The sequence below is a fragment of the Segatella copri genome (assembly GCF_009494395.1).
In the GTDB taxonomy this organism is placed as follows: domain Bacteria; phylum Bacteroidota; class Bacteroidia; order Bacteroidales; family Bacteroidaceae; genus Prevotella.
Genome location: NZ_VZCB01000083.1, coordinates 18581 through 43792, shown reverse-complemented (window position 1 = coordinate 43792; position 25212 = coordinate 18581). Strand labels below are relative to the sequence as shown.

Sequence of the window (25212 nt, the reverse complement as noted above, 5' to 3'; positions counted from 1 at the left end):
ATCACTAATAATTAATCACTATTACAGCATTCCCTTAGAGCTAGGAAGCTCGAAATGGTAGATGTCTCTCTTTACCGCCATTTTCAGCGAGCGGGCAAGCGCCTTGAAGATGCCTTCTATCTTGTGATGCTCGTTCTCGCCCTCAGCCTTGATGTTGAGGTTCATCTTTGCCGCATCACTCAGACTCTTGAAGAAATGCTTGAACATCTCGGTTGGCATTTCGCCCACCTTCTCTCTGTGGAACTCTGCATCCCAGATCAACCATGGACGGCCACCGAAATCCAATGCCACCTGACAGAGACAATCATCCATCGGCAGACTGTAGCCGTATCTTTCTATTCCACGCTTGTCGCCCAACGCCTGCAGCAGGCATTCGCCCAGGGCAATACCCGTATCTTCGATGGTGTGATGCTCATCCACATAGAGGTCGCCCTTGGTATGGATGGTGAGGTCCATCATGCCATGCTTGCCTATCTGCTCCAGCATGTGGTCGAAGAAACCAAGACCTGTAGAGATGTCGCATTTGCCTGAACCATCGAGATTTACCTTAATGTAGATGTCCGTTTCCTTGGTGGTGCGCTTCACTTCTGCGATGCGGTCGCCGGCAAAGAGAATCTCGGCTATCTTGTCCCAGTCCATACCGTCCTTTCCGAGAATCAGACTCTTGCAACCCAGGTTTTCAGCAAGCTGGGCATCGGTTTCACGGTCGCCAATCACATAACTGTTTGCCATATCGTATGCCGGGTTGTCGATGTATTCGGTCAGCATGCCTGTGCCTGGCTTTCTCATTGGCGAGTTATCCTCCGGGAAGTGGCGGTCGATGTGCTGCTTGGCGAAGTGGATGCCTTCGCTCTCCAGGGTCTGGATGATGAAGTTGTGGACAGGCCAGAAGGTATCTTCCGGAAAGGAGTCGGTGCCCAAGCCATCCTGGTTGCTCACCATCACCAGCTCGTAGTCAGTGTGCTGGGCAATGAAGGCGAGGTTGCGGAACACGCCCTTGGTAAATACCAGCTTCTCGAAGCTGTCAATCTGCTCATCTTCTGGTTCCTGAATCAGAGTTCCATCGCGGTCGATGAAGAGTAATCTTGTCTGTTTCATTTTCTCTTAGTGTTTTATGCTAATATGATTAATACTTTTCTATTTCTGTGGTTGTCATCTGTTGGCTGTCCTTCTGTTTCTGCTTTTCTTCATCTGTTACCTTGTACGAACCATAAAGGTAGGCCAAGGATATGCCAAGCCAGCTCAGTGCATAGATGATAAGAAGGCTGGTGATGGTGAAGACGAGGAAGAGGAGTGGGGTGAAGTACCCTGGTACTCCCAGTGGGTCGCCATCAAGTGCACCTAGCTGTGAGTAGAACTGGGCGATGATGAGGATGATGGAAGGCAAGGCTGCGATAAAGGTGGCAATGCCTACAATCATGATGCCGAGGAAGCAAGTCATGAAGAAACCTCCGAAATGGCGGAGAATACGTATCAAAGACTTGCCAATCTTGCGCTTTTCGCCTTTCGCACACAGTTGCTTTCGTGGCATGAGGTGCCAGAACGAAATGACTGCCATGACGATGGTGGCTAAGTAAATGATGGTTTGCAGAATGAATGATGCCATCGGATTTACTACTCCCCAATCGTGAAGCGACTTGTTGGGGAGGAGAAAGTAGAGTACGATAGCCAACAATACCGCAAACGGAACATGTGTAGCCCAAGTTTGCTTGACAAACGATTTAATGTCGCTCGTCACTGTATTGTAGGATGCTTTCATACAAGCAGTTATGCTGCGCTGCTTAAATAATTCATTTACTTCCATAACTATCTTGTTTTAATTTCTAATTATCGCTTTTTACTTTTTACCCTTAAAAGTTTCTTCTGAATTCTGAACAAGTGATGGCTGTTGCGATAGCCACGTTCAGGCTATCAGCAGTGGCCCTTCCTTCAGGGAAGTTCGGGATAAGCAATTTGTGGTTCACCTTTTTTGCCAAAGCAGGCGAAATGCCCTTACCTTCGTTTCCCATCACGATGAGTCCACGGTTTTCGAGCGTTTGCTGATAGATGTTGTCACCGTCCAATAATGTTCCGTATACGGGAACATCATCTGGAAGAGATTCTACCAGACCCAGCAAATCGCCATATTCTACCTTTACTCTTGCAATGCTGCCCATCGTAGCCTGCACCACCTTTGGGTTGTATACATCGGCAGTATCCTGACTGCAATAGATATGGGTGATGCCAAACCAGTCGGCAATGCGGATGATGGTACCCAGGTTGCCTGGGTCTTGTACGCCATCAAGAGCCAGATTCAGTTCATTGGTGTTGATGCTGTAATCTCCTGATGTTGCCTGTTTGAATACGGCAAGAACCTGTTGCGGATGCTGCAGGAAACTTACTTTCTTCAGCTCCTCTTCAGTAACCTCTATCACCTCTGTTTGAACAGGGAAATGTTTGCCTTTGAGCCATTCACCTGTTGCCACAATGAGGTCGGCAGGTTGCAGAACGAGTAAGTCGTCTACCACCTTATGACCTTCGGCAACAAACTTGCCTTCCTTATTACGATTCTTCTTCAGTTCAAGTGAACGAATGTATTTTATCTTATTCTTGCTTATCATTATGCGTGCAAAGATACAGCAAAAAGCAGACAATACAAAATAAATTAAGATTTCTTTTCGCATTTAATTTTGTATTGTCTGTGATTTGCATTATCTTTGCAGTCTAAAATGGATATTTACATTGTCTTATTAGGCAAATAACGAATAAGATTAGTGAAGAAACAAACGATTTTCATCCTTTCTTTGCCGTTGCTCCTGGGGGCTTGTTCTTCCAGCAAATACGTGCCAGAGGGAGAGTATATATTAAATAAGGTAGAGATGGAGAGCGACTCAGATGATTATGATGCTGGGGCGCTCAAGCAGTATGTGCGCCAGAAAGAGAAGCCGAAACTCTTTTCGCTCTTTAAGAACCCTTTCAGCAGGAAGCCGGTCATCTACGATACCTTGCAGGCTCGGCTTACTTGTCAGGACCTTGTCAAGGCGATGCAGAACCAGGGATTCATGCATGCTGGCGTTTCGCTCAATACCACCACTGAAGGCAAGAAACTGGATGCAAAGTATATTTTGCATCCCGGCATTCCGTATGTGATGGGTAAGGTGGAGTATGATGTTGAGGATGAGAACATACAGAACATTCTGCATCTCGATGACCCCGACAACCAGAACCTCAAGCCAGGGATGCGATTCTCGGTAGAGGCGCTTGATAATGAGCGCAAACGCATTGCCAACCTGCTGATGGATGACGGTTATTTTAGGTTTAACAAAGACTTTATCTATTTTAGTGCCGATACGATAGCTGGACAGAATGATATTGCTTTAACCTTGCATCTTACGAAGTATAAGGCTAGCAGCAATGCACCCGAAACCGATCATCCCCGTTATCAGATTCGCAATATCAACTATCTCAGCAATGATAGCGACCGTATTCACCTTCGCCGTCAGGTATTGCTCAATGCTACAGCCTTGAAGGAGGGCAGACCTTATAGTGCCTCTGCTTTGCAGCGCACCTATAATAATTTTGCCCGTTTGCAAGCGGTGAAGTATACCAATATCCGATTTGCTGAAGTTCCGGATAGTAACAGAATTGCTTATGTAGGAGAAAGTCAGAATACTGGTGATGATGATTCCAACCGTCTGCTGGATTGTAATATTCAGGTTAGCACTAATAAGCCTTCTACTATTTCTTTCCAGCCTGAAGGAACCAATACGGCAGGCGATTTTGGTGCAGCTGCATCGCTCACTTATACCAACAGAAATCTATTCCGTGGCAGTGAACAGTTAAGCATCGAACTCCGTGGAGCCTACGAGGCTATAACCGGTCTGGAGGGATACCAGGACCAGAACTATACCGAGTATTCGGTAGAGGGAAAGCTGGTGTTTCCACGATTCGTGGCACCTTTCCTTTCCAAGAATTTCCGCCGCAGACAGACGGCAAACAGCGAGTTGTCGGTAAGTTGGGATTTACAGAACCGTCCGGAATTCCATCGCCGCGTCTTCTCAACGGCATGGCGTTATCGCTGGGCTGAACCACGTCATCATCTGGCTTGGCGTTTCGACCTGCTCGATCTCAACTATGTGTATATGCCTTGGATTTCGGAGACTTTCAAGAAGGATTATCTCGACAATGTCGATAACAGAAATGCCATCTTGCGCTATAATTACGAAGATATCTTTATCATGAAGATGGGATTTGGACTGACCTATAGCAATGGTGTGGATGCTTTCCGATTGAATGTGGAGTCGGCAGGTAATCTGCTTGATGGTTTCTCTAAGACTCTGGGATTCAGAACCAATTCGCAGGGACAGCATACGTTCCTGAACATCGCATACGCTCAGTATGCCAAGTTTGATTTCGATTATACCCATCTCCTGCAGTTGGATAAGCGTAATGCCCTGGCGCTGCATGCCGGTCTTGGTGTGGCGTATCCGTATGGCAACAGCACCGTGCTGCCTTTTGAGAAGCGATACTTTTCCGGTGGTGCCAACTCGGTGAGAGGATGGGGAGTCAGAGAATTGGGTCCTGGTAAATATAAGGGAAATGATGGCAGAATCGACTTCATCAACCAGACGGGAGATTTTAAGCTGGATTTGAATGCCGAGTATCGCACCGCTCTTTTCTGGAAGTTTGAAGGAGCGCTGTTCCTGGATGCCGGTAATATCTGGACGCTCCGCAATTATGCAGAACAGCCAGGAGGACAGTTCAAGATAAATGAGTTCTATAAGCAGATAGCTGCAGCGTATGGTTTGGGACTCCGATTGAATTTCGATTATTTCATCCTACGTCTGGATATGGGTATGAAGGCTATTAATCCTGCCTATGAGAGTGGAGATGAGCATTGGGCGATTATTCACCCAAAGCTTAGTCGTGATTTTTCTTTCCACTTTGCGGTAGGCTTGCCATTCTAACCTTCCATACCCCTTCTTCCATACACATTGGCAACAGGAAGTCGGCCTCTTCTACGAGGTGGGCTTCCTCGCCAATGCTATCCATCTGCAGGAAGTTCCGCACGGTGATGTCTGCGATGGCGCTTACTTCGTCATCACCGAAATCGATGTCGTTGATTTCTACCGTAGCATCCGTTTCCTTGTTCCTTAAAAGTTCTACATCTGCCTCGTGTACATTGCTGGCAGCATACTTCAGCCATGGTTCTGAACTGGCAGTACAGAATTTGACAGCCTTTGGAAATTGCCAGTTATAATAATAGGTGGCAAATGAATCCAGGTTGTTTTCCAACTGTTCTTCGCTACCTTCGTGTGCCTGACATCCAGTAAGGGTGTAAAGGCTTGTAGTTATGGCTACTACAGCCATTCCTATGGCAATTATATGTTTTTTTATCATGATTCCTATTTCTTAAAATATCTATTTATTTGCTTATTTTGTGCACAAAGATAGTAAAAAACTTTGTAATAAGAATCTTTTTTGCTAACTTTGCAGTAAAATAACAATTAAAATGCTAAGATTTATATCCTTTGGCAGTGGAAGTAGTGGCAATAGCTACTATCTTTACACTGATACGGATTCGATATTGATAGACGTAGGAGTAGGAATCAGAACACTGAAGAAGCACTTCCATAACTATGGATTACGCTTCGAGGATGTACATCATATCCTCATCACTCATGACCACGCCGACCATGTAAAGTCGGTGGGCAGCTTGAGTACTGATTATAAACTACCAGTATATACAACCCGTAAAGTTCATGTAGGTATCGAGCGCAATTATTGCGTCCGAAAGAAAATTGCGCCCAATCATGTGCATGTCATCGAGAAAAATGTACCTTTCTATGTGGGGGAATTTAAGGTGACTCCTTTTGGGGTGCCTCATGACAGTACTGATAATGTGGGCTATTTTGTAGAGTGTGGAGGCGTAACCTTCTGTCTCATTACTGATGTGGGGCATATCACCGAGGAGATGCACGATTTTATCAGTCGTTCCAACTATCTGGTGATAGAGGCAAACCATAGCGTGGAGATGCTTCAGCAGGGACCTTATCCTCAGTATCTGAAGGATCGCATTCTGGGACCTAACGGTCATCTCAGCAATGATGACTGTGCCAATGCATTGGCCGATTATGCCACACCAATCCTTCGCCATGTCTGGCTCTGCCATCTCAGCGAGGAGAACAATCATCCCGAACTGGCGAGAAAGACCGTGGAGCAGATTCTGAGAAGCAAAGGCATCGTAGCCGGAAAGGACTTCGAACTCGAAGTGCTGAAGCGGAAGACGCCTAGTGAAATTTATAAATTGGTATAAATACCCCCTAAGCCAATGTTCATCGGCTTAAGAGAAAGGAACGGAGGTTCTATTCCCGTCACGCCCTGAAAGGGCAGAAGCTTGTAGCCCAGGGTAACACCCTGGGGGCTTATGACCATTTGCAAAGACGCCCTGTAAGGGCAAAAGCTTTAATTTTGAATGCTTTTGCGCTTACAGGGCGATTTTTTTATTTTTTCTAGATCTTATCCAGTGCCTGCTTGATATCATCCAGAATATCTTCAACATCCTCGATACCTACTGACAAACGAATCAAATCTGGGGCAATACCTGCCTCTTTCAACTGCTCGTCTGAAAGCTGACGGTGGGTATGGCTGGCTGGATGGAGCACGCAAGTACGGGCATCAGCCACATGAGTCACGATATTAATCATATCGAGCGAATCCATGAACTTGATTGCTGTTTCGCGGTCACCCTTTAGTCCGAATGCGATAACACCGCAGGTGCCGTTTGGCATGTACTTCTGGGCAAGATCATAATATTTATCACCCTTCAGTCCACTATAGTGAACCCAAGCCACACGCTCATCGTTCTGCAGGAATTCTGCTACCTTCTGGGCATTCTCGCAATGCTGACGCATACGGAGATGCAGACTCTGAAGACCTAAGTTCAGGATGAACGAATTCATTGGTGCTGGGATAGAACCCAGGTCGCGCATCAACTGAGCCACCAGTTTGGTAGTATATCCCATCTTGCCGAAAGCCTTTACGTAGGTCAATCCGTGGTAGCTCTCATCCGGTGTGCAGAGACCAGGGAACTTATCGGCATTCGCCATCCAGTCGAAGTTGCCGCTATCCACAACAACGCCACCTACCTGAGAGGCTGTACCATCCATATATTTAGTGGTAGAGTGAGTAACGATGTCGGCTCCCCATTCAAATGGACGACAGTTGATAGGTGTGGCAAAGGTGTTGTCTACGATGAGAGGTACACCGTTCTTATGAGCAATTCGTGCAAACTTCTCAATATCGAGTACGGCACAGCCAGGATTACTGATGGTTTCACCAAAAACTACCTTGGTATTTGGACGGAAAGCCTTCTGGATTTCCTCCTCGCTGTCGTTAGGATTTACGAAGGTGCACTCGATACCGAGTTTCTTCAAGGTTACACCGAAGAGATTGAAGGTGCCACCGTAAATCTCGTTAGAGGTGACGATGTGGTCGCCTGCCTCGCAGATGTTGAACACAGCGTAGAAGTTGGCAGCCTGACCGCTGGAAGTCAACACTGCGCCCACGCCACCTTCGAGCTGAGCGATTTTCTTAGCCACGGCATCGTTGGTAGGGTTCTGGAGTCGGGTATAGAAATATCCCTCTTTCTTCAAATCGAAGAGCATCGCCATCTCCTCAGAGTTGTCATATTTAAATGTAGTACTCTGAATGATAGGCACTTCGATCGGCTCTCCGTTCTTTGGTTCATAGCCTCCCTGCACGCAGAGGGAAGCAACACGTAATTTCTTTTCCATTGTCGGTTATGTTTTTTATGTTGTTATTATATGTTTATTTCATAAATACGAAATATACTGCCGCTATCAGGCAGACGAATGCTGCCAGGTGATTCCAATGCAATCCCTGTCCCTGGAAGAGGATGTTGGCAATGATGGCAAAGACGATAAGCGATACGCATTCTTGTATCACTTTCAGCTGTACCAGATTGAAAGGACCGCCATTGTCTATGAATCCGATGCGGTTGGCTGGTACCTGACAGCAATATTCAAAGAAGGCTATGGCCCAACTGAAGGCGATGACTCCTATCAGAGGCCAGTTGCTGCTCACCCCTGTCTGCTGAAGTTTGAGATGCCCGTACCAAGCCAAAGTCATGAAAATATTGCTCAGTACCAATAATAATATAGTATATATACCATTCATAACAATAATTGTTTAATGTGTGCAAAGGTACTACAAAACATCGAAAATACGAAGGATTTGTCCGAAAACATCGTGTTTTAGATGAAAAAAAGTCTATTTTGAGCGTTTTATACTATTTTTTTGCATAAAAAGTGAAAATAATTGAGAAAAAATTTGGTGGTTTCAAAAAATAGTAGTACCTTTGCACTCGCTTTTACGAAATGGATGCACCCTTAGCTCAGTTGGTAGAGCAACTGACTCTTAATCAGTGGGTCTAGGGTTCGAATCCCTAAGGGTGTACAAGAGAAAACTCCGAGGAACTTTTGTTCTTCGGAGTTTTTTTATTTTCAGCGATGCTTATTGTTTTGAATAAGCATTGCTTCTTGTTTTGAATAAGCATTGCTTTCAGCGATGCTTCTTCCTACACTCAGGGCATTCCCCCTTGATGACGAAAGAGATGGAGTGGGGGAAGAAACCTTCGGGCAGTTGGAAAGTCGGAATATGGATGTCTTCCATACAGAAAGAACGCTGGCAGGATTCGCAATAAAAATGAATATGACCATCGTGATGATCACATGCACCTTCCTCTTCGCATATCTCATAATTCAGGATACCTCGTCCGTCCTCAAAAGCATGAACCACGTCATGCTCCAGAAAAAGCGTAAGCACACGGAAGATGCTCGATTTGTCCATCGTCACCATCTTTCGTTCCAGCATGCTGAGGCTCTGGGGATGAGAGTCGCTCTTCAAAGCTTTCATCACGAGTATACGGTTGGCTGTCGGTTTGATACCCTTTGCCTCCAATTTTTGGATAATATCTTCTGTTTCCACCTTATTATATATGTATTTGTTATTATTCTATCTATCTAGGTGCAAAGATACGAAATATAATAAGATATTTGCGCTTTTTTATTATAAATATTTGCTTTTTTCTTCTTTATGTTCTCTATTCTCTATTTTTTGAAGTACCTTTGCACTTCAGAACGCAGAATAAGAATTTATAAAAGAGATAACAATGAATCAGAAAACTTTTAGAAACCGAATGAGCAGCGTGAAGTCTGCCTTCGGACTGATGCTGCTTTTGTTGATTCTGCCTTTGCAGATATTGGCGGCAGAATTAGGAGAGGCTGGTAAGCGATTGGCAGCTTTGCCAGGAGTAAGTGATGTGGAAACACTGAAGAGTACACATTTCCCGGAGAAATATGTGTTCTTCATCAAGCAGCAATTGGATGGCAAGGATGCTTCCAGGGGTACCTTTGAACAGAGAGTAGTTCTGTGCCATCGTGGATTCGACCGTCCTACCGTTCTCGTGACAGAAGGATATGATGCCAACTATGCCTTGCGTGAGGGATATATCGAGGAACTTTCCAAACTCTTCGATACCAATATCATCACCGTGGAGTATCGCTATTTCGATAAGTCGATGCCTAATCCTTGCAACTGGGATTACCTTACCGTAGAAAATTCGCTTTACGACCTGCATCATGTGAACAAAACCTTGCATGCGATGTATAAGGGCAAGTGGATTGCTACCGGTATCAGCAAGGGTGGACAGACAACAATGTTCTATCGTTCTTATTTTCCTGATGATGTAGATATCTCAGTACCATACGTAGCACCGCTCAATAAGGGTGTAGAGGATGGCAGACATGAAAAGTTCCTGCAGTATCAGGTATCCACAAAGGAGAACAGACAGAAGGTGCTCAATTTCCAGTTGCTTCTCTTTAAGCGCAAGGCAGCCTTGTTGCCAATGTTCGAGAAGTATTGCAATGAGAAGAAGTATGTCTTTAATGCTTCATTGCCAGAGATTTTCGACTTCTCGGTATTTGAATATGCTTTTGCTTTCTGGCAGTGGGGTGAGGATATCAATCAGATTCCTGCAAGTGATACGGATGACAAAAAGGTGTTTGATTACTGGATCAATATGTGTGAGCCAAGCTATTTCACCAATTATAATGCTACCGCTTCGTTTGACGTGCAGGCTGCAAGAGAGTTGGGATATTATGGCTATTATACCAAACCGTTCAAGAAATATCTCAGCATCAAGACGGCTAAGGGATATCTGAAGCGATTGATGGTACCAAAGGGTGCTGAGAATGTGAAGTTCTCGCCAGCGCTTTACAATCATACTGTCGACTTCCTGACCAAGAACGATCCGAAGATGGTATATATCTATGGTGACATTGACCCATGGGGAGCATCCGGTATCTACGGTTTGCCGTTCACCAAGAACAAGAAGAACCTGCATGTATATATGTGTCCTGGTGGTTCGCACAAGGCTCGCATCCTTTCATTCCCTGAGCCAACAAGACAGGAAATCATCAACTTGATTAGTGGATGGTTAAAGGAATAAGTCTTACGCGAAAAAGTTTTTTTCTCGAAAAAAGTCTCATAGTCTCATTTTCTGTTGAAAATATTGACTTAAAGGCTTGATGGATAGAGAAATAACAAAATGATACTTCTCGGTTTTAGAGCCGAGAAGTATCATTAAAGTATCATAGAAGTATCATGATTTTCACTTTTTCTTTACAAGATACTTCGTTTTTTATTCTTTTTTACTTCGTTTTTTATTCTTTTTTAATTCGTTTTTAATGTTTAAAATCAAAATGACAATCAATCAACTCACTGGCATTGAGTGCCCAAATTTAGGCTCTCAATTTGGGCACTCGACGCCCGCTGTACGGGCAATCAGTGCCCATCACTTGTTCTCTCGATGCCCACCACTTGGTCTCTGAGTGTCCGTCTGATGGGCACAGATAGACCGCTTAACGGGCTGTAACAGACCTCTTTATGGTCATTATTCCTAGTCCTACTTGTCAGTTTTTTACCTTATTCCTAGTTTGTATTGACATGCTTTATAAACTGGAAAAGTAGACACTATCGGTTTTATAAAACTGAAATACTAGACACTTCTAGAAAGGTTAGATTTTAGTGAAGTCAATCTCATCAGAGAAGTGCTCGAACTCAACATCCTTATATCCGTATCGAGCGAAGAGTTGCTTGATATATTTCTGCTGTTCCGGCAAGAGTTTGAGTTGTCCCAGTTTGTATCGATAGTATTGTCCTTTGCTGCCGAGGTAGTCTCTCATTTCAGCGCGCAAGGCAGGAGCGTCTTTCACTTTCATTTCAGCAAAGAGTTTGTCGAATCCCCATGCCATTTTCACGACACGGAGTGGTGCGAAGTACTTGCATTTCCCGTTTTTGAGAGCATTAGGGAAGATGGCATCTCCTCTATCAGTCTCCTCGTTTTTGTAGAGGGCAGAGAGATAGTGTATGCATTTGTCTTTCATCGGACATGGTTCGGTGAAGCAATAGGTGATGTTGCTAGGTACGTTTCCGTACTTAAAAGCCTTTTTCAATAATTCCTTTTCATCCATGTTTCGTAAGTATTTAAATAAATAACTTTCTCTCTTAACGCAGAAAAAGTGTATTTATTGCCTTGAGCATGAGTGTTTTGTCTTTTTTCTATTTCCCATGAGCATAAGTATTTTATCTTTTTCCCCATGAGCATGAGTATTTTATCTTTTTTCATGCTTATTTTAAACACATTTCGGCATATTTTTCTAGCACCAAGCCCGATTTTGATGATACTTCTCCTTGATTTATGATACTTCTATGATACTTCTCCCTCCATTTTTTAGAGAAGTCTCATTTTGCTAAAGTGTTGAATATTAATGATATAATCCTATATTTTTGTCGAAGAATGATACTTTGAGACTTTTTTCGAGAAAAAACTTTTTTGCGTGAGCGTCTTAGTCTTTCTTTTGTTCCACAATTTTCTGCTGAAAGAATGTGATGCCCATCCCATATCAAGTATGGTTGTTACTGATATCTATATAAAAACAAAATCCCCCAACCCACTAGAGTAAGTAGGTTGGGGGATATTTATATTATATCTTATTGATTCTTGAGTATTATCCATTGCCCATTTTTATCACTTCCTCTACGTGAAATGTAGCCTTTCTTTCTTAACGAAGTAAGCTCTCTTTTTAATGTTGCAATCGAAACGTCTAGCTTATTAGCCAAATTCTCTCTTGTTATAGATGGATTTAGTTTCATTGTAGAAAGAATGGCTTGCTGTCGCTCATTTACCGGCTCATTTACCGGCTCATTTACTGGCTCATTTACTGGCTCATTTACTGGCTCATTTTGTATATGCAAAGTTAATCTAACTTGCAAAAGATCAGTCTGTTCTAATAATTCTGGCTTGAGCCAATGCTTCTCATTCCAAGCACTGAGTATGAGAGGAAAGCCGGAACCCAGGTTCTCGCCAAAGCCTATCATGCGGAACATATTCTGTATGCGCTGATTACGTGCTTTAGACTCTCCACCTTTATAAATTTGCTCGATTGGTAATTTCAAAAGTCCTGGATTGGTCAGTATAAAACTGTCGTCAAATTTCTCAACCTTCAGAACTCCATTTACCATGAAATCAGAGTGGATAACCATGTTTGTAACAGCTTCACGTACAGCCTTAGCCTGGAGAGTATCGTCTCTCCGAATTACACCATTCATACTGAAAGGATGAGGCAAATCACGTGTCAGTTTCGGAATGACTATACGGATGAAGTTGAACAGGTTATTTTCCCACGTACCGTCGTATGTCAAGCGGTCACTATAACGTTGGTCTCCAATCAGATTAGACTTGTCGATATAATCCATACGCAGATTGTCAAAACGCTCACGAATAGGAAGTCCCTTTCCAAACATCAAAAGTCCAGCCATAGTCAATCCCTCTTTTCCTGTTCTACGATCTTTCGCATAACCACCAAAGTTTATCAAGAACTCCTTATGTTCAGACGAGTTCCATTGGTGTTCAGGATGTAAATTCTGAAACATTTGGCGAAATCGCTCCAAGGTTGGAATATCAATATCATCCATCGTATAGTATTCCAACAACAAACCATCATTGCCAGCTTCATTGGCATCACGAAGCATCATCTTTAGTTCTTGTTCCGTACAATGATAGTCTCCTTCATGATTGCGTTTGAAAGTACCTTTTGACAGGTTGTTATTGATATATATAGGGCGAACAGTATAGTCTGCACGAGGCACATTAATAGCAATAACTTTTCTGCCGTTAATATCTATAGTCTGAATATCATCATCATATAGGAGATTGATATTGACTTTTTCTCTACTATTGACAGTATTCCACAAGTCCTTGCGAATCTTGTCGGCATCCTCAACACCAACTATTTCAAAACGTTTGTTATTGTCTTGTTCGTTCATGTGTTCTACCACACCCAAGAGAATAATTCCGCCATAAGTGTTGGCGAAAGCTGAATAAGTGTCCCAAAGCGAAGTTGGCACACCCTTGGTACCTTTTTTACATTCTAAGGTGACACGCTCACCTCCAGAAAGAATTTCGTATATGTTATTTATTTTGTTCATTTCGTTTTATCTTCTGCAACATTCCAATAAACAATATCGTCCTGTTTCAAATCATATTTATGTGTTTGGACTTTCACATAGGAATATATCACCTTGAACCAATCAGACACAGACATTGCTGAATATTCTTTGCCAAACCTCTCTATACATTCTTTTTCCAAAAGAAGTACAGATATGCCATTATGCATCGTCATTAAAGTGTTAGCAAACTCCACGATATGGATATCATCATTTATGTCTGTCAACTTGCGGCCAAACTCAGGAATATCCATGTTGCCATTGCTTAATATAAAATCTTGCAAAAACAATTCCGCTTTTGGTTTTACCTTAAATGGAAGCAGTTTTGCACCTTCTGTCATTTCAAAGAATTGTTTTGCCTTAGCCTTGTCTATAGTTGCAGTTAACTTTGAAAAACGATTATACGAGTTCAAGTTGTCTGCTGTAACGGCTGAAGACATGATTTCTTTTAGTAACAGTTCGTTGATACCAAAGAGTTCTGCCACTTGGTGAAGTTTCGTATTCTTAGCCTGGTTCATATACTCCACGACATAGTCATAAAATCTCTTACCAGTGTCAAGAACAGCATCACCACTTTCTACGTCATGCAAGAAGATGTTGGCATACTTTTGCTCTTCTTGAGATAACAGAGCAAATGACTTGTGGAGTTCCTGCATTACCATCTGTCGTTCCTCTTCAGAAGCATTTCCCTTGTTAATTAACTTCAGATAAACATCAAAACGCTCATTTATATAGTCTGCATCTATCTGACCTGTATCTATTTCTGTAAGATAAGTCTCAATGTCGTATGGTGGTTCTTCCACGCCACCACCTCCTACACCTGAAGGCAACAACTCTTGGTATCGCTTTAGCAACACATTGTAAGTTTCTTCATTTATCAACATATCAATATCCGCATAGTTGCCTTGTGGTTGTTTTAGATGATAATGATTTTTCTCCCAAACAAAGCCTTGTATGCGAGCTGCCTCAAAATGCTTATTAAACAGGTTGAAAAGTTTTACGAAACGTTTCCTTTCTGCTTCCAATTCTGGTAACTTCTCGAAGTTCTTAACACCAGCATGAACAAACAAATATTCTATTTCTTCATAGATGCTATTCATTTGATGCAAGTTATGGGTCAATGGATCTGCAAAGAGTTTCAGAGGTTTGTTGTCTGAATACATTGCTACAGCCTTATCTATGTAACATTTCATCGTATGTGGATAACGATAATAGCGTATCACTCCAAATGGTTTGTCTGGTCCAAACAAGCGGTTTGTACGGCTAAAAGCTTGGATAATATTTTCATACTCCATCAACTTATCCACATAGAGCGTATTAATCCATTTGGAATCAAAGCCTGTAAGCATCTGATTCACCACTATGAGAAGATTGATTTGCTTGTCCTCCGTAAAATCCTTTCCATTATAAGGCTTTTTATGGGCAAGACGCAAAGCTACATCTTTCTTGAAAGCTGCATGAGTTGACATCGTAAATTCTTTGCCAAACTGCTCTTTGTAGCCTTCTAACACCTCAATAAGTCCCTCTTCCTTAAACTGTTGACCACCTGTGTTGTCAATGTTTGGATCAAAAAGCGCCGTCACTTTCAATGCTGGCATTTCCTTGCGCAACAATCTATAATAAGCTATAGCTTCTGGAATACTGTCCGTAGCAAGCAAGGCATGGAACTTATTGTTCAAACTGAGCGTAATCCAATTTTCCTTAATATCTTCCACAACTTTCAGATGATGCTTTTTACAGTTATATTGTGAAGAAGGTATGAAATCCTCTATACCTTTTATATATGAACCATTTGGTAGTGTCTTTCCTGCCATAGACACCTTGCTTGGATTCATATAGTGCTGGTATACTTTCTTTTTAGCCTCATCAGCCATAGCTTCCTCATCCGTCTGTGCTTTTGCTTTTTCCAAAGCCACACAACGACGCAAAGCCTTATCCTTATATGTTGGACACATATATGGGTCAAAACCTAACACATTCTTGTCTATGATACCATTAGCAATGGAATACGTATGCAATCTTTCCCCAAAGATCGTTTGCGTGGTATTCGATTTCTTTTGATTTTCATCATTGATTGGAGTACCCGTAAAACCAAAGAATACCGCATGAGGAAAAGTTCGCTTAATGTCGATTAGCATGTCACCAAAAGTAGAACGATGGCATTCGTCTATGATAAACACCACTCGCTTGGATACAATCTTCTCAATTTCGGTTTTTTTCTTAGGGAACTCCTTGGTATTCACCTTGCTCATTTTCTGTATGGAAGTCACTATCAGAAGATTTTTTCTTGGAGTATCGTCATATAATTTACCTATTAAATCATCCGTGTCTTCAGTTGCCTGTACATCATCCACGGAATCTGCAAAAGAACGGTATTCATCCAAGGACTGTGTTCCAAGTTCTATTCTATCGACAAGAAACACCACCTTGTCCGCATCACCCGACTGTGCAATCAACTGGGCAGACTTAAAACTGGTCATAGTCTTTCCGCTACCTGTCGTATGCCAGATATAGCCACCTTTCTGCTCCGTACTCTTCCAATCCCATTTTGCAACAATGGAACTAATCTTACTGGCAGCATAATATTGATAGCTTCGCAATACTTTTAATATACCATCTGCTTGGTCGGCAACAGTATAAAACCCAATGAGCATATGTGCCATCGGTATAGAGAGGAATGTAGATGCTATTTGTTGCCAATCATTTATCGGGTTATTATTAGCATCAGCCCAATGAAAACAAAAGGCTTTGTTAAATTTAATATCAATGCCAGGATTGGCAAAATACATCATCTCCTCAGGATTCATAGCCACAAATATTTGAACCAATGAGAAAATGCTGTCTGTAAATACTCCTTCTGGAATATATTTATCTGTAATTTGATTAACAGCATGCATAGCTGGAATCTTGCTGCTTTTCAACTCAATATGTATAACAGGCATACCGTTGATGAGTAAGACCAAATCGCCCCTACGTTTTGGCAAAATATAAGAATGATGTTCAAACTTTGGTTGGCGAGCTATCTGATAAAAACTTTTACCGCTTGCTATTTCCAAACGGTTATAGATAGTTAGTGATACATCCTTACCAAAATGTAATTTGTCGGCTGGATTATCACGAGTGATGGTCACCGACTTGCCATTAATGAAACCATTGAGCGCAAGGGGAGTACGTAACTCCTTTACTTTATCAAGAAGTTGCTGCATTTCTCCTTTTGTCAAAGGCTGACCATTCAAGCGGTCTATTCCCTTATTGTTATTAAAAAGGATGTCAGCCCAATTTTTAATGAGCTGTTCCTCTGTAGGATAGTTAAGCATCTTGCCAGACCACCCATTATTTTTTAACAATTTGATGAGGGCATCCTCAAATTCTGGTTCATAGTCGAATCCCATATCGTTTTATATTTACTTGTTATACAAACATTTTTTGAAGCAAAGATTGCTTCATTGTGCGGAGTTTGGTAAGTTTAGAGGAAGTTCCCTCTACCAATCTATCTAATGCCGACACATACCCAGCGATTAGGTTTTGTTCATTTTTAGACTTTGGAGTTAAAATTTTCAAGTCTAAAAAGTCTTCGGATGATATATTCAACAAACCATGATTTCTTGCACCTTCTGCAGCACGTTGACTTATATGTTCATACCATTTATCCGTTTCGAAGAAAATAGACAAAAAATCGCTATCTATTTTATCTTTATTCAATGCAAAAATTATATATAATGTGGAAAGAACTCCCATTTTATATCTGTCTAATCTTTTAACTGCACCAAAAGGATAACCATCTGAAGAACTTTTGTTGTAAGCAAACTCCCCATTTTTTATCAAATAATATCCAGACACGTCTTTACTCGCTATACGACTATTGAAAAAATCATTTTGATTTATCAATCCATATTGAGCAGAGACAGTTAGAGGCAAAGAAGATTCATTATTAGTATTCTTCCTTGTTATTCTTTCTGATATATCATTCAACGTCAACATTATCCACTTATTATTATATCCATTAAATCTAATTAGCGGAGCGTACCCCCCCCTATTAACATTTACAAACATCTGATTAAGAAGTGATTGCTTGATATTGCGCAACTTCTCTAACTTCTGTTCTAATTTGCTGATGAGATTGTCAATATGCAAGAATAACTCCGCAATTCGCTTTTGTTCAGGCTCTTTTGGAACCATACAATTAATTTTAGAAAAACATGGATATTTTAAATTCCAAGTATCAGAAGTCAAACCTTGCGAATTGATTCTAAATTGATAAAGAGAATCTGTTCTTTTAAACAGATAATAATAAAACTTCACATCAACCCCATTAGTTGGAGTTACTACAGTATAAGCAGGGCTCAATATACCACTATACGAGGAATAGCCACACGCTCCTTGCCACATACGCATAGAATTATAAGCTATATCACCAACTTCAACTCTTTTATAGTTAGATTTATCTGCACTTGAGCTGTCTGCGCGTCCCGTATCAGCAGCTTTTACTACACCATTGTTAATTGTAATAGAAATTAGTTCGCCTATTGCAGATCTCTCAACACGTTCAAGAAAGCAGTCACCTAATTTACTCTGTACCCATTCCTCCTCAAATTCTTTAAATCGTATCTCTGGAACTTTCTTCATTTTATCCATATTTATTCCTCCTTAAACATTTACCAAAACTTTCTTTAATTCCTGCAAAGCAGCCATATCAAACTCGTTGCCCGTCAATTCATCTATCATATCAGCAAGCTGTATGGAAGCATTGTGAATGTCGTGTTCCAAGTTCACAAGCGTTGTTGCGTACTTTTTCTGCAAAGCCATAAGTTTGCCAATAAACTCATCTATGATAGTCTGAGGCAATGTTGCCAAATGGGCACAAAGTCCCTCTATCCATTTGATGGATAGTAACTTCATCACATCTTCATCGGATAATTCTTGCTCTATCGTTAGCTTAGTATGCTCATGCAAGGCTACGGCAGCAAGTTTAATCTCAGCCTTCAAGGTTTTAGTCTCATTCATCAGACGACTAATCCTTATCAGATGTGCCTCATAAGAGTTTTCTGGGAAATCAAAGTTAGCACGATAATGACCAATGAGCGCATTAGCAGCAGCCTTGCCGTATGTGCCATCCTTACCAGCAGTTACGTTTTCCCAGCTTATCTCATCATGAGCAGCAATAAAAGCCAACTTATCTTTCTTTTTTGAAAGTAGGAGGTATTCATTGAGTGAAGAAATCTCAGGAGTTTCCACTTCTTCCAAAGCTTCAGAAAGTTTTCCGTCAAGAGCCTTCTTGTCAAGTACCCCATCATCATTGGTAATACCATCACGCTCATCATCAGCTAATTCTCCCAATGTTTCCTCTGTCTCGGAAGCAGCCATTTCTAGGCGTTCTTCCTTATCGTGAAGAGCTTGCCATTCTGATTTCAAATAAGTAGTCTGTACAAGTTCAAAGGGTAGTACATGACCAATCCAGCCATCTTGCACCTCATATTCCTTATCATCCTTCTTTTTGATAACCCAGTTGGCATCTACCATGCGAGTAGCCTCAAATCCTTCCGATTGAATGATTTCCAAATCCTGCGAAATTGTCTGCCATTTATCTGCAAACAATTGGTAAGCCTCAAAGCGGTCAACAAGTGGCATTTGCTCGAGCTGATTAAATATATATGAAGTAATTGCATCCTCTTCTGCGGCAATATTCAGAGACTGCATATTGTCGAGCAAACGATGATGTAATATTTCGCTAAAGCCACCAAACTTTTCAGAGAACATGTTCTTGAAACCAACTACAGAAGGATGATTCTCCACTGTCTTTTGAATATCTGTCACCTTAAATTCGGTTTGTGGAGTATCTGTCTGCTTGAAAAGAGAATTTTTCAATCCCGCAAAAGCATCCCAATATCTATCCATTGCAGAAAGTTCCACCTTTGGTACACCACCAAACATCGTTGCATATAAATCCCATGTTTCTGCATCATCCGAAGAATTGACATATCGAGGAATGTTGAGGTTATAACCATTAGCACGAATCTCTTCTTTAGTTACCAATCGGGAGAACTTTGGTTCTTCCCTCTTAGAAATATAGGTATCCACTATACGCTTAATGTCAGAAGCACGCAACTTGTTCTTCTTTCCTTCCTTTTTAAATCCCTTGGAGGCATCTACGATAAGTACATCACTTGTTGGACGAGACTTGCGTAGCACCATGACTATAGTAGGAATACCCGTACCAAAGAAGATGTCAGCAGGTAAACCGATGATAGCCTCTATGTTGTCATTTTCAATCAACTGTCTGCGAATACTTCCTTCAGAGCCATCACCTACGCTACTTTCTGTTCCATCACCAGCATCTCCACGGAAAAGCACACCATGAGGCAAGACGATGGTCATTATGCCATCGGTCTTCAAATGATATAAGTCATGAAGCAAGAAAGCATAGTCTGCCTTACCTTTAGGCGCAATGCCGTAATCGTCAAATCGTGGGTCAACCTCTCCCAAATCTCCATTCTTCGATTTACGAGGAGGAGTCCAACTCTGAGAATATGGTGGATTGCTAACCACTGCATCTACATGCAGAGGGTGATAAGTATTTTCCTTGTCATTCTCGTCAAAATAAGGCCAATCATCCTTCAATGTGTCACCATTTCTTGCTATAATGTTATCTGGTATGATGCCTCTCATAACGAGATTCATACGAGTGAGGTTGAAAGTATTCTGCTTTAATTCTTGTGCATAATACTTAATACAGTTATCTTGCTGGATATGACGAGCCACCGACTTACCGATATTGATAAGAAGAGAACCTGAACCGCTTGTCGGGTCATAAATTTCTATTTGAGAACGGTCTTTAAGATTATAAGCCACAATTTCTGACATCAGTAAAGAAACCTCATGAGGAGTATAGAACTCACCAGCTTTCTTGCCGGCATTGGCTGCAAACTGACTTATAAGATATTCATAAATAAAGCCAAGTACATCATAGTCTTGCCTTCCACTCATAGGAATATCTTTAATCAAAGAAAGCAGGTCACTTACAGCACGTGTTTGTTCCGCATCAGATGTTCCCAACTTTTTCAATCCTGTCTGCAAAGTATCAAATATGCCAGAGAAGACCTTCTTATGAGTTGGTGAAATCAAACGTGTAAAAGCAGACAGAGCGTCACGTACATTGGTTATTCGAAAACCAAAATCCTTATCCATCCATGTAGAATAAAGGTTTTCGTATGCTATAAAATAGCCTAATTTACTTTGTGCCCACTTGACGATTTCCTCATTTTCCTCATTGAGTTGAGGTAAATCTGCATCAGTAAAATCATATTCCTTAGCAACTCTTACTTCTTGCTCGGAAAGGAACTTGTAAAAAATGAATCCAAGAATATAATCCTTGTATTCATTTGCTTCTATTTTAGAGCGCATCTTATTTGCAGATGCCCATATTTTATTTGCGAGTTGTTGCTTGTTCATAATAGTATTTTTATTCTTTTAAATGAAATTCACTACCAAATAATAAATTCAACTTTGATAGGTATTTAATTTGGCTTTCATACAAAGCCTCCTTTTTGTCGCTTATATTATTTTCAAATTCTTTTCTTGTTTGTTCGACACCATTTTGACTTTTTATAGCCTCGTTCAGTAGCTGAGTTGCATTATTATGTTTTTCTGCTAAATCAAGGAAATCTTCCCAATTAGTTAAATGGCTGGCAGCGTTACTTGCTATATAGCACATATAACCTGCATAAGCTTGAGCATCTTTTATTAAATCCGTTACTCGTGAAGTCAAATCTTTATCTTCAACCGTCACATAGATAATTCTGCATTCATGTAGGAATGATAATAGCGTACCATTTATTTGCTCAATCAAAGAAAGAAGACGTTTAGAGGAATGTTTGTCGTACAAAGCATATAACAAGATTCCTTGTTGCTCATTCAATTTCTCAGTAAGATACAAAATTTTCAACAAACGTTCCGTCCGTTGATTTATAAACTCATGTCTGCGTTGTTTTTCAAACGAGATTTCATTCTTTACTGTTTCAATCTGTGATGTTATCTCCTTAATATCTTCTTTTGTTGCGATATTTTCACCTTTTTTTGATTCGTATTGAATATCACGAACATCTTCTTTTTGAGCAGCATTTTTCCCCTTTTGTGAAAAATACTGTTCAATATATTTAAATATAAAAGGATAGCAAATCGCTATTATTAATAAAATTATGTCAATATACATTTATTATTAATTTATTTATTGACTAAAAATATCTTGAATTAAAACATCTAATCTTCGAATCTTTAACGGTTCGCAAATGTCTTCATTATCGTTCATAATCAATTTACGAATAAACTCATTATATAATTGTAGTCACGATTGATTTCTTCCATCTTTTCGCAGCTTTCCTTTGGAGGATTTTTCATCCTAGCCTCAAATACTCTGGCATCTTCACCATGAAGTATGGGTGTTTCTTTTATAGGTCTTGCCATATTTTTAATTATTTATTAATTAATATCTTTTGCGAAGACAGTGCCAGCGAGCGCAATGAAAGATTGCCTTCAGATCGCTGAGTGCTGCCTATCTTCTGCAAAGATAAGACTTTTATTCGAATTAAGCAAGAAAAATCTGGATTTTTTCGCTAAAAGTTTTGTTGTTTCGAATAAAAATAATCCTTTGCAACAATATACTACTCACCCCGCTTCCCGTTAGAACAGCGCGTTCAGGGTGAGTCTTTTTTATGCTTGTGTATTTCGAAGATGAAGTACGGACGGTATTTTATAATTCCAGCCAGTCGGTATCTATGTCGAATAATTCGAATAATCTTCTGCAGGATTTGATTGGCAAGGATTCTTCGGCTTGACCGATGAAGTCATCTTTGTGGTTTCTGATATAAGCATCCATATCTTCTTCCTTAACAAGGATTGGACCTTTGATGTTTGTGAAAATGAATGGGTAGCAGTCGTCCTGGGTATGAAGCTCGTCTTTGTCTTCTTAGAATGGCTCGCACTCCATGCCTGTTGCCACCAACCGCCCCAATGGAATTGGATGAAACCCTTGAGGCAAAGGTCTTCCTCCAATTCGCTTGTTTCCCAGTCGCTCATGTTTACTGCTCTCAGAGAAAGCTTGGCTTGTTCTTCCTCCTCTGCCAACAGTTCGTCTTTTTGGCGAACATAAACCTTGATGCTTAAGTTCTACCTGGCATTTCCAATTTGTGGGACAGTGTCCCACAAATCCTTCATATAGCGTTACACTTTTTGATGTTTCTATTAAACTTTAGTTTATTGACGATAGTGCTGTATCGTTACCAAGCGTAGCTGTGTAATCGGTACCATGCTATCGTCACATTTTATGCTGAAACAAATCTTCGAATCTTTAACGGTTCGCAAATGTTTTCATTATCGTTCATAATCAATTTACGAATAAACTCATTATATAATTGTAGTCACGATTGATTTCTTCCATCTTTTCGCGGCTTTCCTTTGGAGGATTTTTCATCCTAGCCTCAAATGCTCTGGCATCTTCACAATGAAGTTTGGGCGTTTCTTTTATAGGTCTTGCCATATTTTTTATTAATTAATATCTTCTGCAAAGATAAGACTTTTATTCGAATAAAGCAAGAAAATTCTGGATTTTTCGCTAAAAGTTTTTGGCGTTTCGAATAAAAATATACCTTTGCAGCAACATACTCACCCCTCTTCCCGTTAGTACAGCGCGCTCAGGGTGAGTCATTTACAGGCTCATTTATCGGCTCATTTTGTATATGCAACGTTAATTTAGCTGACGATAGCGCTGTATCGGTACCATGCTATTGTCACATTTTATACTGGAACAAAATTCCCCAACCCGCTAGAGTAAGTAGGTTGGGGTATATTTTTGTTATGTCTTACCTCTGAGATATTATCTTATTTCAATTTTTCGATTTGTTCCTGGGAAAGTCCGGAATACTTCATAATCAGATTGATGTCAACACCATCTGCCAGCATATTCTTGGCAATATCCAGGGCTTTTTGGTTCTTGCCTTTTTCCATACCTAATTCCATACCCTCAGCAAGTCCTTCTTGCTTAGCCGTATCAATAGAGTTCTTGATATCCCGATATGCCATCTTGCTTGCTTCATACTCCCTCAGTTCCTGAGGTGTGAACTTAGCAATCTCGGCTTCCTCAAAGAGACGGTCGAAAACCTTGTCGCACAACTCCTTTGGGCGTTGGGTAAGCTTATAGAGGTTCTTCAGTGCATATAGCCATTTATCATACAATGTTTCCAGTTCATCCAAACTTTTATTGAACTTGGCAATCTCTACATAGATAAACTCCAGCTTATCGTAGAAAATCTTGTGGGTAGCGGTATCGCACAACTGTACATGATGGCGAATCTTCTCCTTGTCGAAGGCATCCTCATTCATGTTGAAGTTGAGCAGCGCAACAGTATAGACATGATTGAGCTTGAAATCCCATTCACTCCCCTTTGGTGCCTGCTCGCGAATCGGGAAAGTGGAGTAGAAGAGAGAGCGGTCCTTGAAATACGTCTGGTAGGCATTCTGCATTTCAACGATGAACTTCTCGCCGTTTTCTCCTTCGCAATACACGTCGAAGATTGCTTTGCGGTCGGTATAAACATCACCGACGTGCTCCGGGTTCAGATACGACACGTCCTTCACAACCTGTCTGCCATTAAACAAGCTGTTGAGGAAGCAGATGAGCAAATCCTTGTTCATTGCCGTACCAAAAATGCGCTTGAAGCCGAAATCGGTCAGCAAGCTGATGTATCGTTCTTCTACCTGTTTCATACGATATTCATTTTATATTATATGCAAAGATAAACTTAATATTTGTAACATCCAAACTTTTAGGCTGTTTTTTAAGAAAATATAGTTTAAATTGTTTCTGTGGACAAGAGGCCCTCTGTTTTTTGCTTTTATTGAAGAAATTGTCAAGGAATCCTCGGTTTGCCCTGAAGTCATCTTCATATCTGAAGCTGCAATAGCTTTATTGGAAAATTTGTATAAAATAGTTTAATTTATAACGGTTATTGTAACATTTAATGTATATTTGCAATAAAATTCGGCGAATAACAAAGTGGGAATGTTCGTGCAGAATATGGGAAGCGGGTCTTGCAAGAATTATCCAAGAGTTTTACTGTGCGGTTTGGGGTGGTCATATCCTAATCTCCGCAATATTAGGCAGTTCTATATAGTATATGCCAAAAGGTTAAATAGTGGTTATCCTTTTGATGTCAAAAATGCTAACCAGTGGTTAGCAAATTCAAAAAGAACTATTATGTAGATTTGGTTTTCTATAATAGATTGCTACAGTGCTATGTTCTTATTGATTTGAAGACAGATAAGCTTTCTCATCAAGATCTAGGACAGATGCAGATGTATGTCAACTATTACGACCGCTTTATAAAACAGGATTTTGAAAAGCCAACCATTGGCATATTACTTTGTGAGAGCAAGAATGATGCACTTGTAGAATTGACTTTGCCAAAAGACTCTCATGTCTATGCTTCGGCATATCAATTATACTTGCCAGATAAAGCTTTGTTGCAAGCTAAGGTTAGGGAATGGATTGCAGAGTTTGAGGAAAACAACATCGAATAATATTTTTAATTTGTGAGACAGCGTCTCACAAATTTGCCACTAAGTTTGTAAAGAATTAAAGACTCTACAAAA

Annotated in this window: 22 protein-coding genes and 1 tRNA gene; 6 read left to right on the top strand and 17 right to left on the bottom strand. The window is 40.8% G+C overall.

The annotated features are described in order from the left end of the window. Positions 1-21: 21 nt before the first annotated feature. Genes hisB through F7D73_RS11800 form a run of 3 tightly spaced genes read right to left on the bottom strand, consistent with a single transcriptional unit; the run spans position 22 to position 2600 of the window. Positions 22-1098 carry a bifunctional histidinol-phosphatase/imidazoleglycerol-phosphate dehydratase HisB gene (gene hisB, locus F7D73_RS11810; RefSeq protein ID WP_006849292.1) on the bottom strand — a complete coding sequence of 359 codons (1077 nt, stop codon included), beginning with the start codon at positions 1096-1098 and terminating at the stop codon, positions 22-24. Positions 1099-1126: 28 nt separating this feature from the next. Next, positions 1127-1804 carry a hypothetical protein gene (locus F7D73_RS11805; protein WP_153124944.1) on the bottom strand — a complete coding sequence of 226 codons (678 nt, stop codon included), beginning with the start codon at positions 1802-1804 and terminating at the stop codon, positions 1127-1129. Positions 1805-1850: 46 nt separating this feature from the next. After that, a complete protein-coding gene (locus F7D73_RS11800) occupies positions 1851-2600 on the bottom strand; it encodes an RNA methyltransferase (protein WP_153124942.1) in 750 nt (249 codons plus the stop codon). Between the two features lie 153 nt (positions 2601-2753). On the opposite strand from F7D73_RS11800, the gene F7D73_RS11795 reads away from it, so the two are divergent. Continuing rightward, positions 2754-4946, top strand: coding sequence for a BamA/TamA family outer membrane protein (locus F7D73_RS11795; protein WP_367383719.1), 2193 nt, complete (start codon positions 2754-2756; stop codon positions 4944-4946). Here the strand turns inward: F7D73_RS11795 and F7D73_RS11790 are convergent. Beyond that, positions 4900-5379, bottom strand: a complete 480-nt coding sequence (locus tag F7D73_RS11790) for a hypothetical protein (protein ID WP_153124940.1) — start codon at positions 5377-5379, stop codon at positions 4900-4902. The two genes, F7D73_RS11795 and F7D73_RS11790, sit on opposite strands and share 47 nt — an antisense overlap. Positions 5380-5491: 112 nt before the next feature. Here F7D73_RS11790 and F7D73_RS11785 point away from each other — a divergent pair, with 112 nt between their 5' ends. Next, the gene (locus F7D73_RS11785) at positions 5492-6295 is read left to right on the top strand and encodes an MBL fold metallo-hydrolase (protein WP_153124938.1); all 804 of its coding nucleotides are present in this window, start codon (positions 5492-5494) and stop codon (positions 6293-6295) included. A 196-nt stretch (positions 6296-6491) separates the two neighbouring features. Here F7D73_RS11785 and F7D73_RS11780 read toward each other — a convergent pair whose 3' ends face one another. Both F7D73_RS11780 and F7D73_RS11775 read right to left on the bottom strand, forming a co-directional pair. Continuing rightward, on the bottom strand, positions 6492-7775 hold the full coding sequence (locus F7D73_RS11780) for an O-acetylhomoserine aminocarboxypropyltransferase/cysteine synthase family protein (RefSeq protein WP_153124936.1): 1284 nt from the start codon (positions 7773-7775) through the stop codon (positions 6492-6494). A 34-nt stretch (positions 7776-7809) separates the two neighbouring features. Further along, positions 7810-8178 (bottom strand): DMT family protein, encoded by a 369-nt coding sequence (locus tag F7D73_RS11775; protein WP_153124934.1) that lies wholly within the window; start codon positions 8176-8178, stop codon positions 7810-7812. Positions 8179-8384: 206 nt separating this feature from the next. Here F7D73_RS11775 and F7D73_RS11770 point away from each other — a divergent pair. After that, positions 8385-8457 (top strand) — tRNA-Lys (locus F7D73_RS11770). Between the two features lie 105 nt (positions 8458-8562). Here F7D73_RS11770 and F7D73_RS11765 read toward each other — a convergent pair. Further along, positions 8563-8988, bottom strand: coding sequence for a Fur family transcriptional regulator (locus tag F7D73_RS11765; RefSeq protein WP_367383718.1), 426 nt, complete (start codon positions 8986-8988; stop codon positions 8563-8565). 211 nt (positions 8989-9199) lie between these two features. Between F7D73_RS11765 and F7D73_RS11760 the strand changes: the two genes are divergently transcribed. Continuing rightward, entirely contained in the window at positions 9200-10510 is a 1311-nt protein-coding gene (locus tag F7D73_RS11760) for a S28 family serine protease (RefSeq protein ID WP_437182321.1), read from the top strand. 568 nt (positions 10511-11078) lie between these two features. Here F7D73_RS11760 and F7D73_RS11755 read toward each other — a convergent pair. The 8 genes from F7D73_RS11755 to F7D73_RS16090 all read right to left on the bottom strand — a co-directional run bounded on the left by F7D73_RS11755 (position 11079) and on the right by F7D73_RS16090 (position 22029). Continuing rightward, positions 11079-11534 carry a DUF6078 family protein gene (locus F7D73_RS11755; protein ID WP_153124932.1) on the bottom strand — a complete coding sequence of 152 codons (456 nt, stop codon included), beginning with the start codon at positions 11532-11534 and terminating at the stop codon, positions 11079-11081. Further along, the gene (locus F7D73_RS11750) at positions 11513-11689 is read right to left on the bottom strand and encodes a hypothetical protein (protein WP_153124930.1); all 177 of its coding nucleotides are present in this window, start codon (positions 11687-11689) and stop codon (positions 11513-11515) included. The genes F7D73_RS11755 and F7D73_RS11750 overlap by 22 nt, the downstream gene beginning before the upstream one ends. Before the next feature lie 365 nt (positions 11690-12054). Then, positions 12055-13551 carry an RNA-binding domain-containing protein gene (locus F7D73_RS11745; RefSeq protein ID WP_153124928.1) on the bottom strand — a complete coding sequence of 499 codons (1497 nt, stop codon included), beginning with the start codon at positions 13549-13551 and terminating at the stop codon, positions 12055-12057. Next, on the bottom strand, positions 13548-16961 hold the full coding sequence (locus tag F7D73_RS11740; protein ID WP_153124926.1) for a type I restriction endonuclease subunit R: 3414 nt from the start codon (positions 16959-16961) through the stop codon (positions 13548-13550). Before F7D73_RS11740 ends, F7D73_RS11745 begins: the two co-directional genes overlap by 4 nt. A 19-nt stretch (positions 16962-16980) precedes the next feature. After that, positions 16981-18204 carry a restriction endonuclease subunit S gene (locus F7D73_RS16245; RefSeq protein WP_228117730.1) on the bottom strand — a complete coding sequence of 408 codons (1224 nt, stop codon included), beginning with the start codon at positions 18202-18204 and terminating at the stop codon, positions 16981-16983. Between the two features lie 12 nt (positions 18205-18216). Continuing rightward, a complete protein-coding gene (locus F7D73_RS11730) occupies positions 18217-21018 on the bottom strand; it encodes a type I restriction-modification system subunit M (RefSeq protein WP_153124924.1) in 2802 nt (933 codons plus the stop codon). A gap of 10 nt (positions 21019-21028) precedes the next feature. Further along, positions 21029-21778 (bottom strand): hypothetical protein, encoded by a 750-nt coding sequence (locus F7D73_RS11725; RefSeq protein ID WP_118079755.1) that lies wholly within the window; start codon positions 21776-21778, stop codon positions 21029-21031. 98 nt (positions 21779-21876) lie between these two features. Next, positions 21877-22029 carry a hypothetical protein gene (locus F7D73_RS16090; RefSeq protein ID WP_194251953.1) on the bottom strand — a complete coding sequence of 51 codons (153 nt, stop codon included), beginning with the start codon at positions 22027-22029 and terminating at the stop codon, positions 21877-21879. 459 nt (positions 22030-22488) lie between these two features. Here F7D73_RS16090 and F7D73_RS11720 point away from each other — a divergent pair, with 459 nt between their 5' ends. After that, positions 22489-22728 carry a hypothetical protein gene (locus tag F7D73_RS11720; RefSeq protein ID WP_153124922.1) on the top strand — a complete coding sequence of 80 codons (240 nt, stop codon included), beginning with the start codon at positions 22489-22491 and terminating at the stop codon, positions 22726-22728. 220 nt (positions 22729-22948) lie between these two features. Here F7D73_RS11720 and F7D73_RS16085 read toward each other — a convergent pair whose 3' ends face one another. Together F7D73_RS16085 and F7D73_RS11715 are read right to left on the bottom strand one after the other, a co-directional pair. Further along, a complete protein-coding gene (locus F7D73_RS16085) occupies positions 22949-23101 on the bottom strand; it encodes a hypothetical protein (RefSeq protein WP_194256908.1) in 153 nt (50 codons plus the stop codon). A gap of 341 nt (positions 23102-23442) precedes the next feature. Further along, a complete protein-coding gene (locus F7D73_RS11715) occupies positions 23443-24327 on the bottom strand; it encodes an Rpn family recombination-promoting nuclease/putative transposase (protein WP_153124920.1) in 885 nt (294 codons plus the stop codon). Positions 24328-24789: 462 nt separating this feature from the next. Between F7D73_RS11715 and F7D73_RS16240 the strand changes: the two genes are divergently transcribed. Further along, on the top strand, positions 24790-25140 hold the full coding sequence (locus F7D73_RS16240; RefSeq protein ID WP_367383717.1) for a PDDEXK nuclease domain-containing protein: 351 nt from the start codon (positions 24790-24792) through the stop codon (positions 25138-25140). Positions 25141-25212: the final 72 nt, after the last annotated feature.

Excerpts from the sequence above, each read along its gene's own strand:
- F7D73_RS11750 (WP_153124930.1), bottom strand. The coding sequence starts at position 11,689 with ATGAAAAAAGATAAAATACTCATGCTCATGGGGAAAAAGATAAAATAC.
- hisB (WP_006849292.1), bottom strand. The coding sequence starts at position 1,098 with ATGAAACAGACAAGATTACTCTTCATCGACCGCGATGGAACTCTGATT.
- F7D73_RS11790 (WP_153124940.1), bottom strand. The coding sequence starts at position 5,379 with ATGATAAAAAAACATATAATTGCCATAGGAATGGCTGTAGTAGCCATA.
- F7D73_RS16245 (WP_228117730.1), bottom strand. The coding sequence starts at position 18,204 with ATGGATAAAATGAAGAAAGTTCCAGAGATACGATTTAAAGAATTTGAG.
- F7D73_RS11775 (WP_153124934.1), bottom strand. The coding sequence starts at position 8,178 with ATGAATGGTATATATACTATATTATTATTGGTACTGAGCAATATTTTC.
- F7D73_RS16085 (WP_194256908.1), bottom strand. The coding sequence starts at position 23,101 with ATGGCAAGACCTATAAAAGAAACGCCCAAACTTCATTGTGAAGATGCC.
- F7D73_RS11740 (WP_153124926.1), bottom strand. The coding sequence starts at position 16,961 with ATGGGATTCGACTATGAACCAGAATTTGAGGATGCCCTCATCAAATTG.
- F7D73_RS16090 (WP_194251953.1), bottom strand. The coding sequence starts at position 22,029 with ATGGCAAGACCTATAAAAGAAACACCCATACTTCATGGTGAAGATGCC.
- F7D73_RS11730 (WP_153124924.1), bottom strand. The coding sequence starts at position 21,018 with ATGAACAAGCAACAACTCGCAAATAAAATATGGGCATCTGCAAATAAG.
- F7D73_RS11720 (WP_153124922.1), top strand. The coding sequence starts at position 22,489 with ATGGGTAGCAGTCGTCCTGGGTATGAAGCTCGTCTTTGTCTTCTTAGA.
- F7D73_RS11780 (WP_153124936.1), bottom strand. The coding sequence starts at position 7,775 with ATGGAAAAGAAATTACGTGTTGCTTCCCTCTGCGTGCAGGGAGGCTAT.
- F7D73_RS11755 (WP_153124932.1), bottom strand. The coding sequence starts at position 11,534 with ATGGATGAAAAGGAATTATTGAAAAAGGCTTTTAAGTACGGAAACGTA.
- F7D73_RS11725 (WP_118079755.1), bottom strand. The coding sequence starts at position 21,778 with ATGTATATTGACATAATTTTATTAATAATAGCGATTTGCTATCCTTTT.
- F7D73_RS11805 (WP_153124944.1), bottom strand. The coding sequence starts at position 1,804 with ATGGAAGTAAATGAATTATTTAAGCAGCGCAGCATAACTGCTTGTATG.
- F7D73_RS11715 (WP_153124920.1), bottom strand. The coding sequence starts at position 24,327 with ATGAAACAGGTAGAAGAACGATACATCAGCTTGCTGACCGATTTCGGC.
- F7D73_RS11745 (WP_153124928.1), bottom strand. The coding sequence starts at position 13,551 with ATGAACAAAATAAATAACATATACGAAATTCTTTCTGGAGGTGAGCGT.
- F7D73_RS11785 (WP_153124938.1), top strand. The coding sequence starts at position 5,492 with ATGCTAAGATTTATATCCTTTGGCAGTGGAAGTAGTGGCAATAGCTAC.
- F7D73_RS11760 (WP_437182321.1), top strand. The coding sequence starts at position 9,200 with ATGAGCAGCGTGAAGTCTGCCTTCGGACTGATGCTGCTTTTGTTGATT.
- F7D73_RS11800 (WP_153124942.1), bottom strand. The coding sequence starts at position 2,600 with ATGATAAGCAAGAATAAGATAAAATACATTCGTTCACTTGAACTGAAG.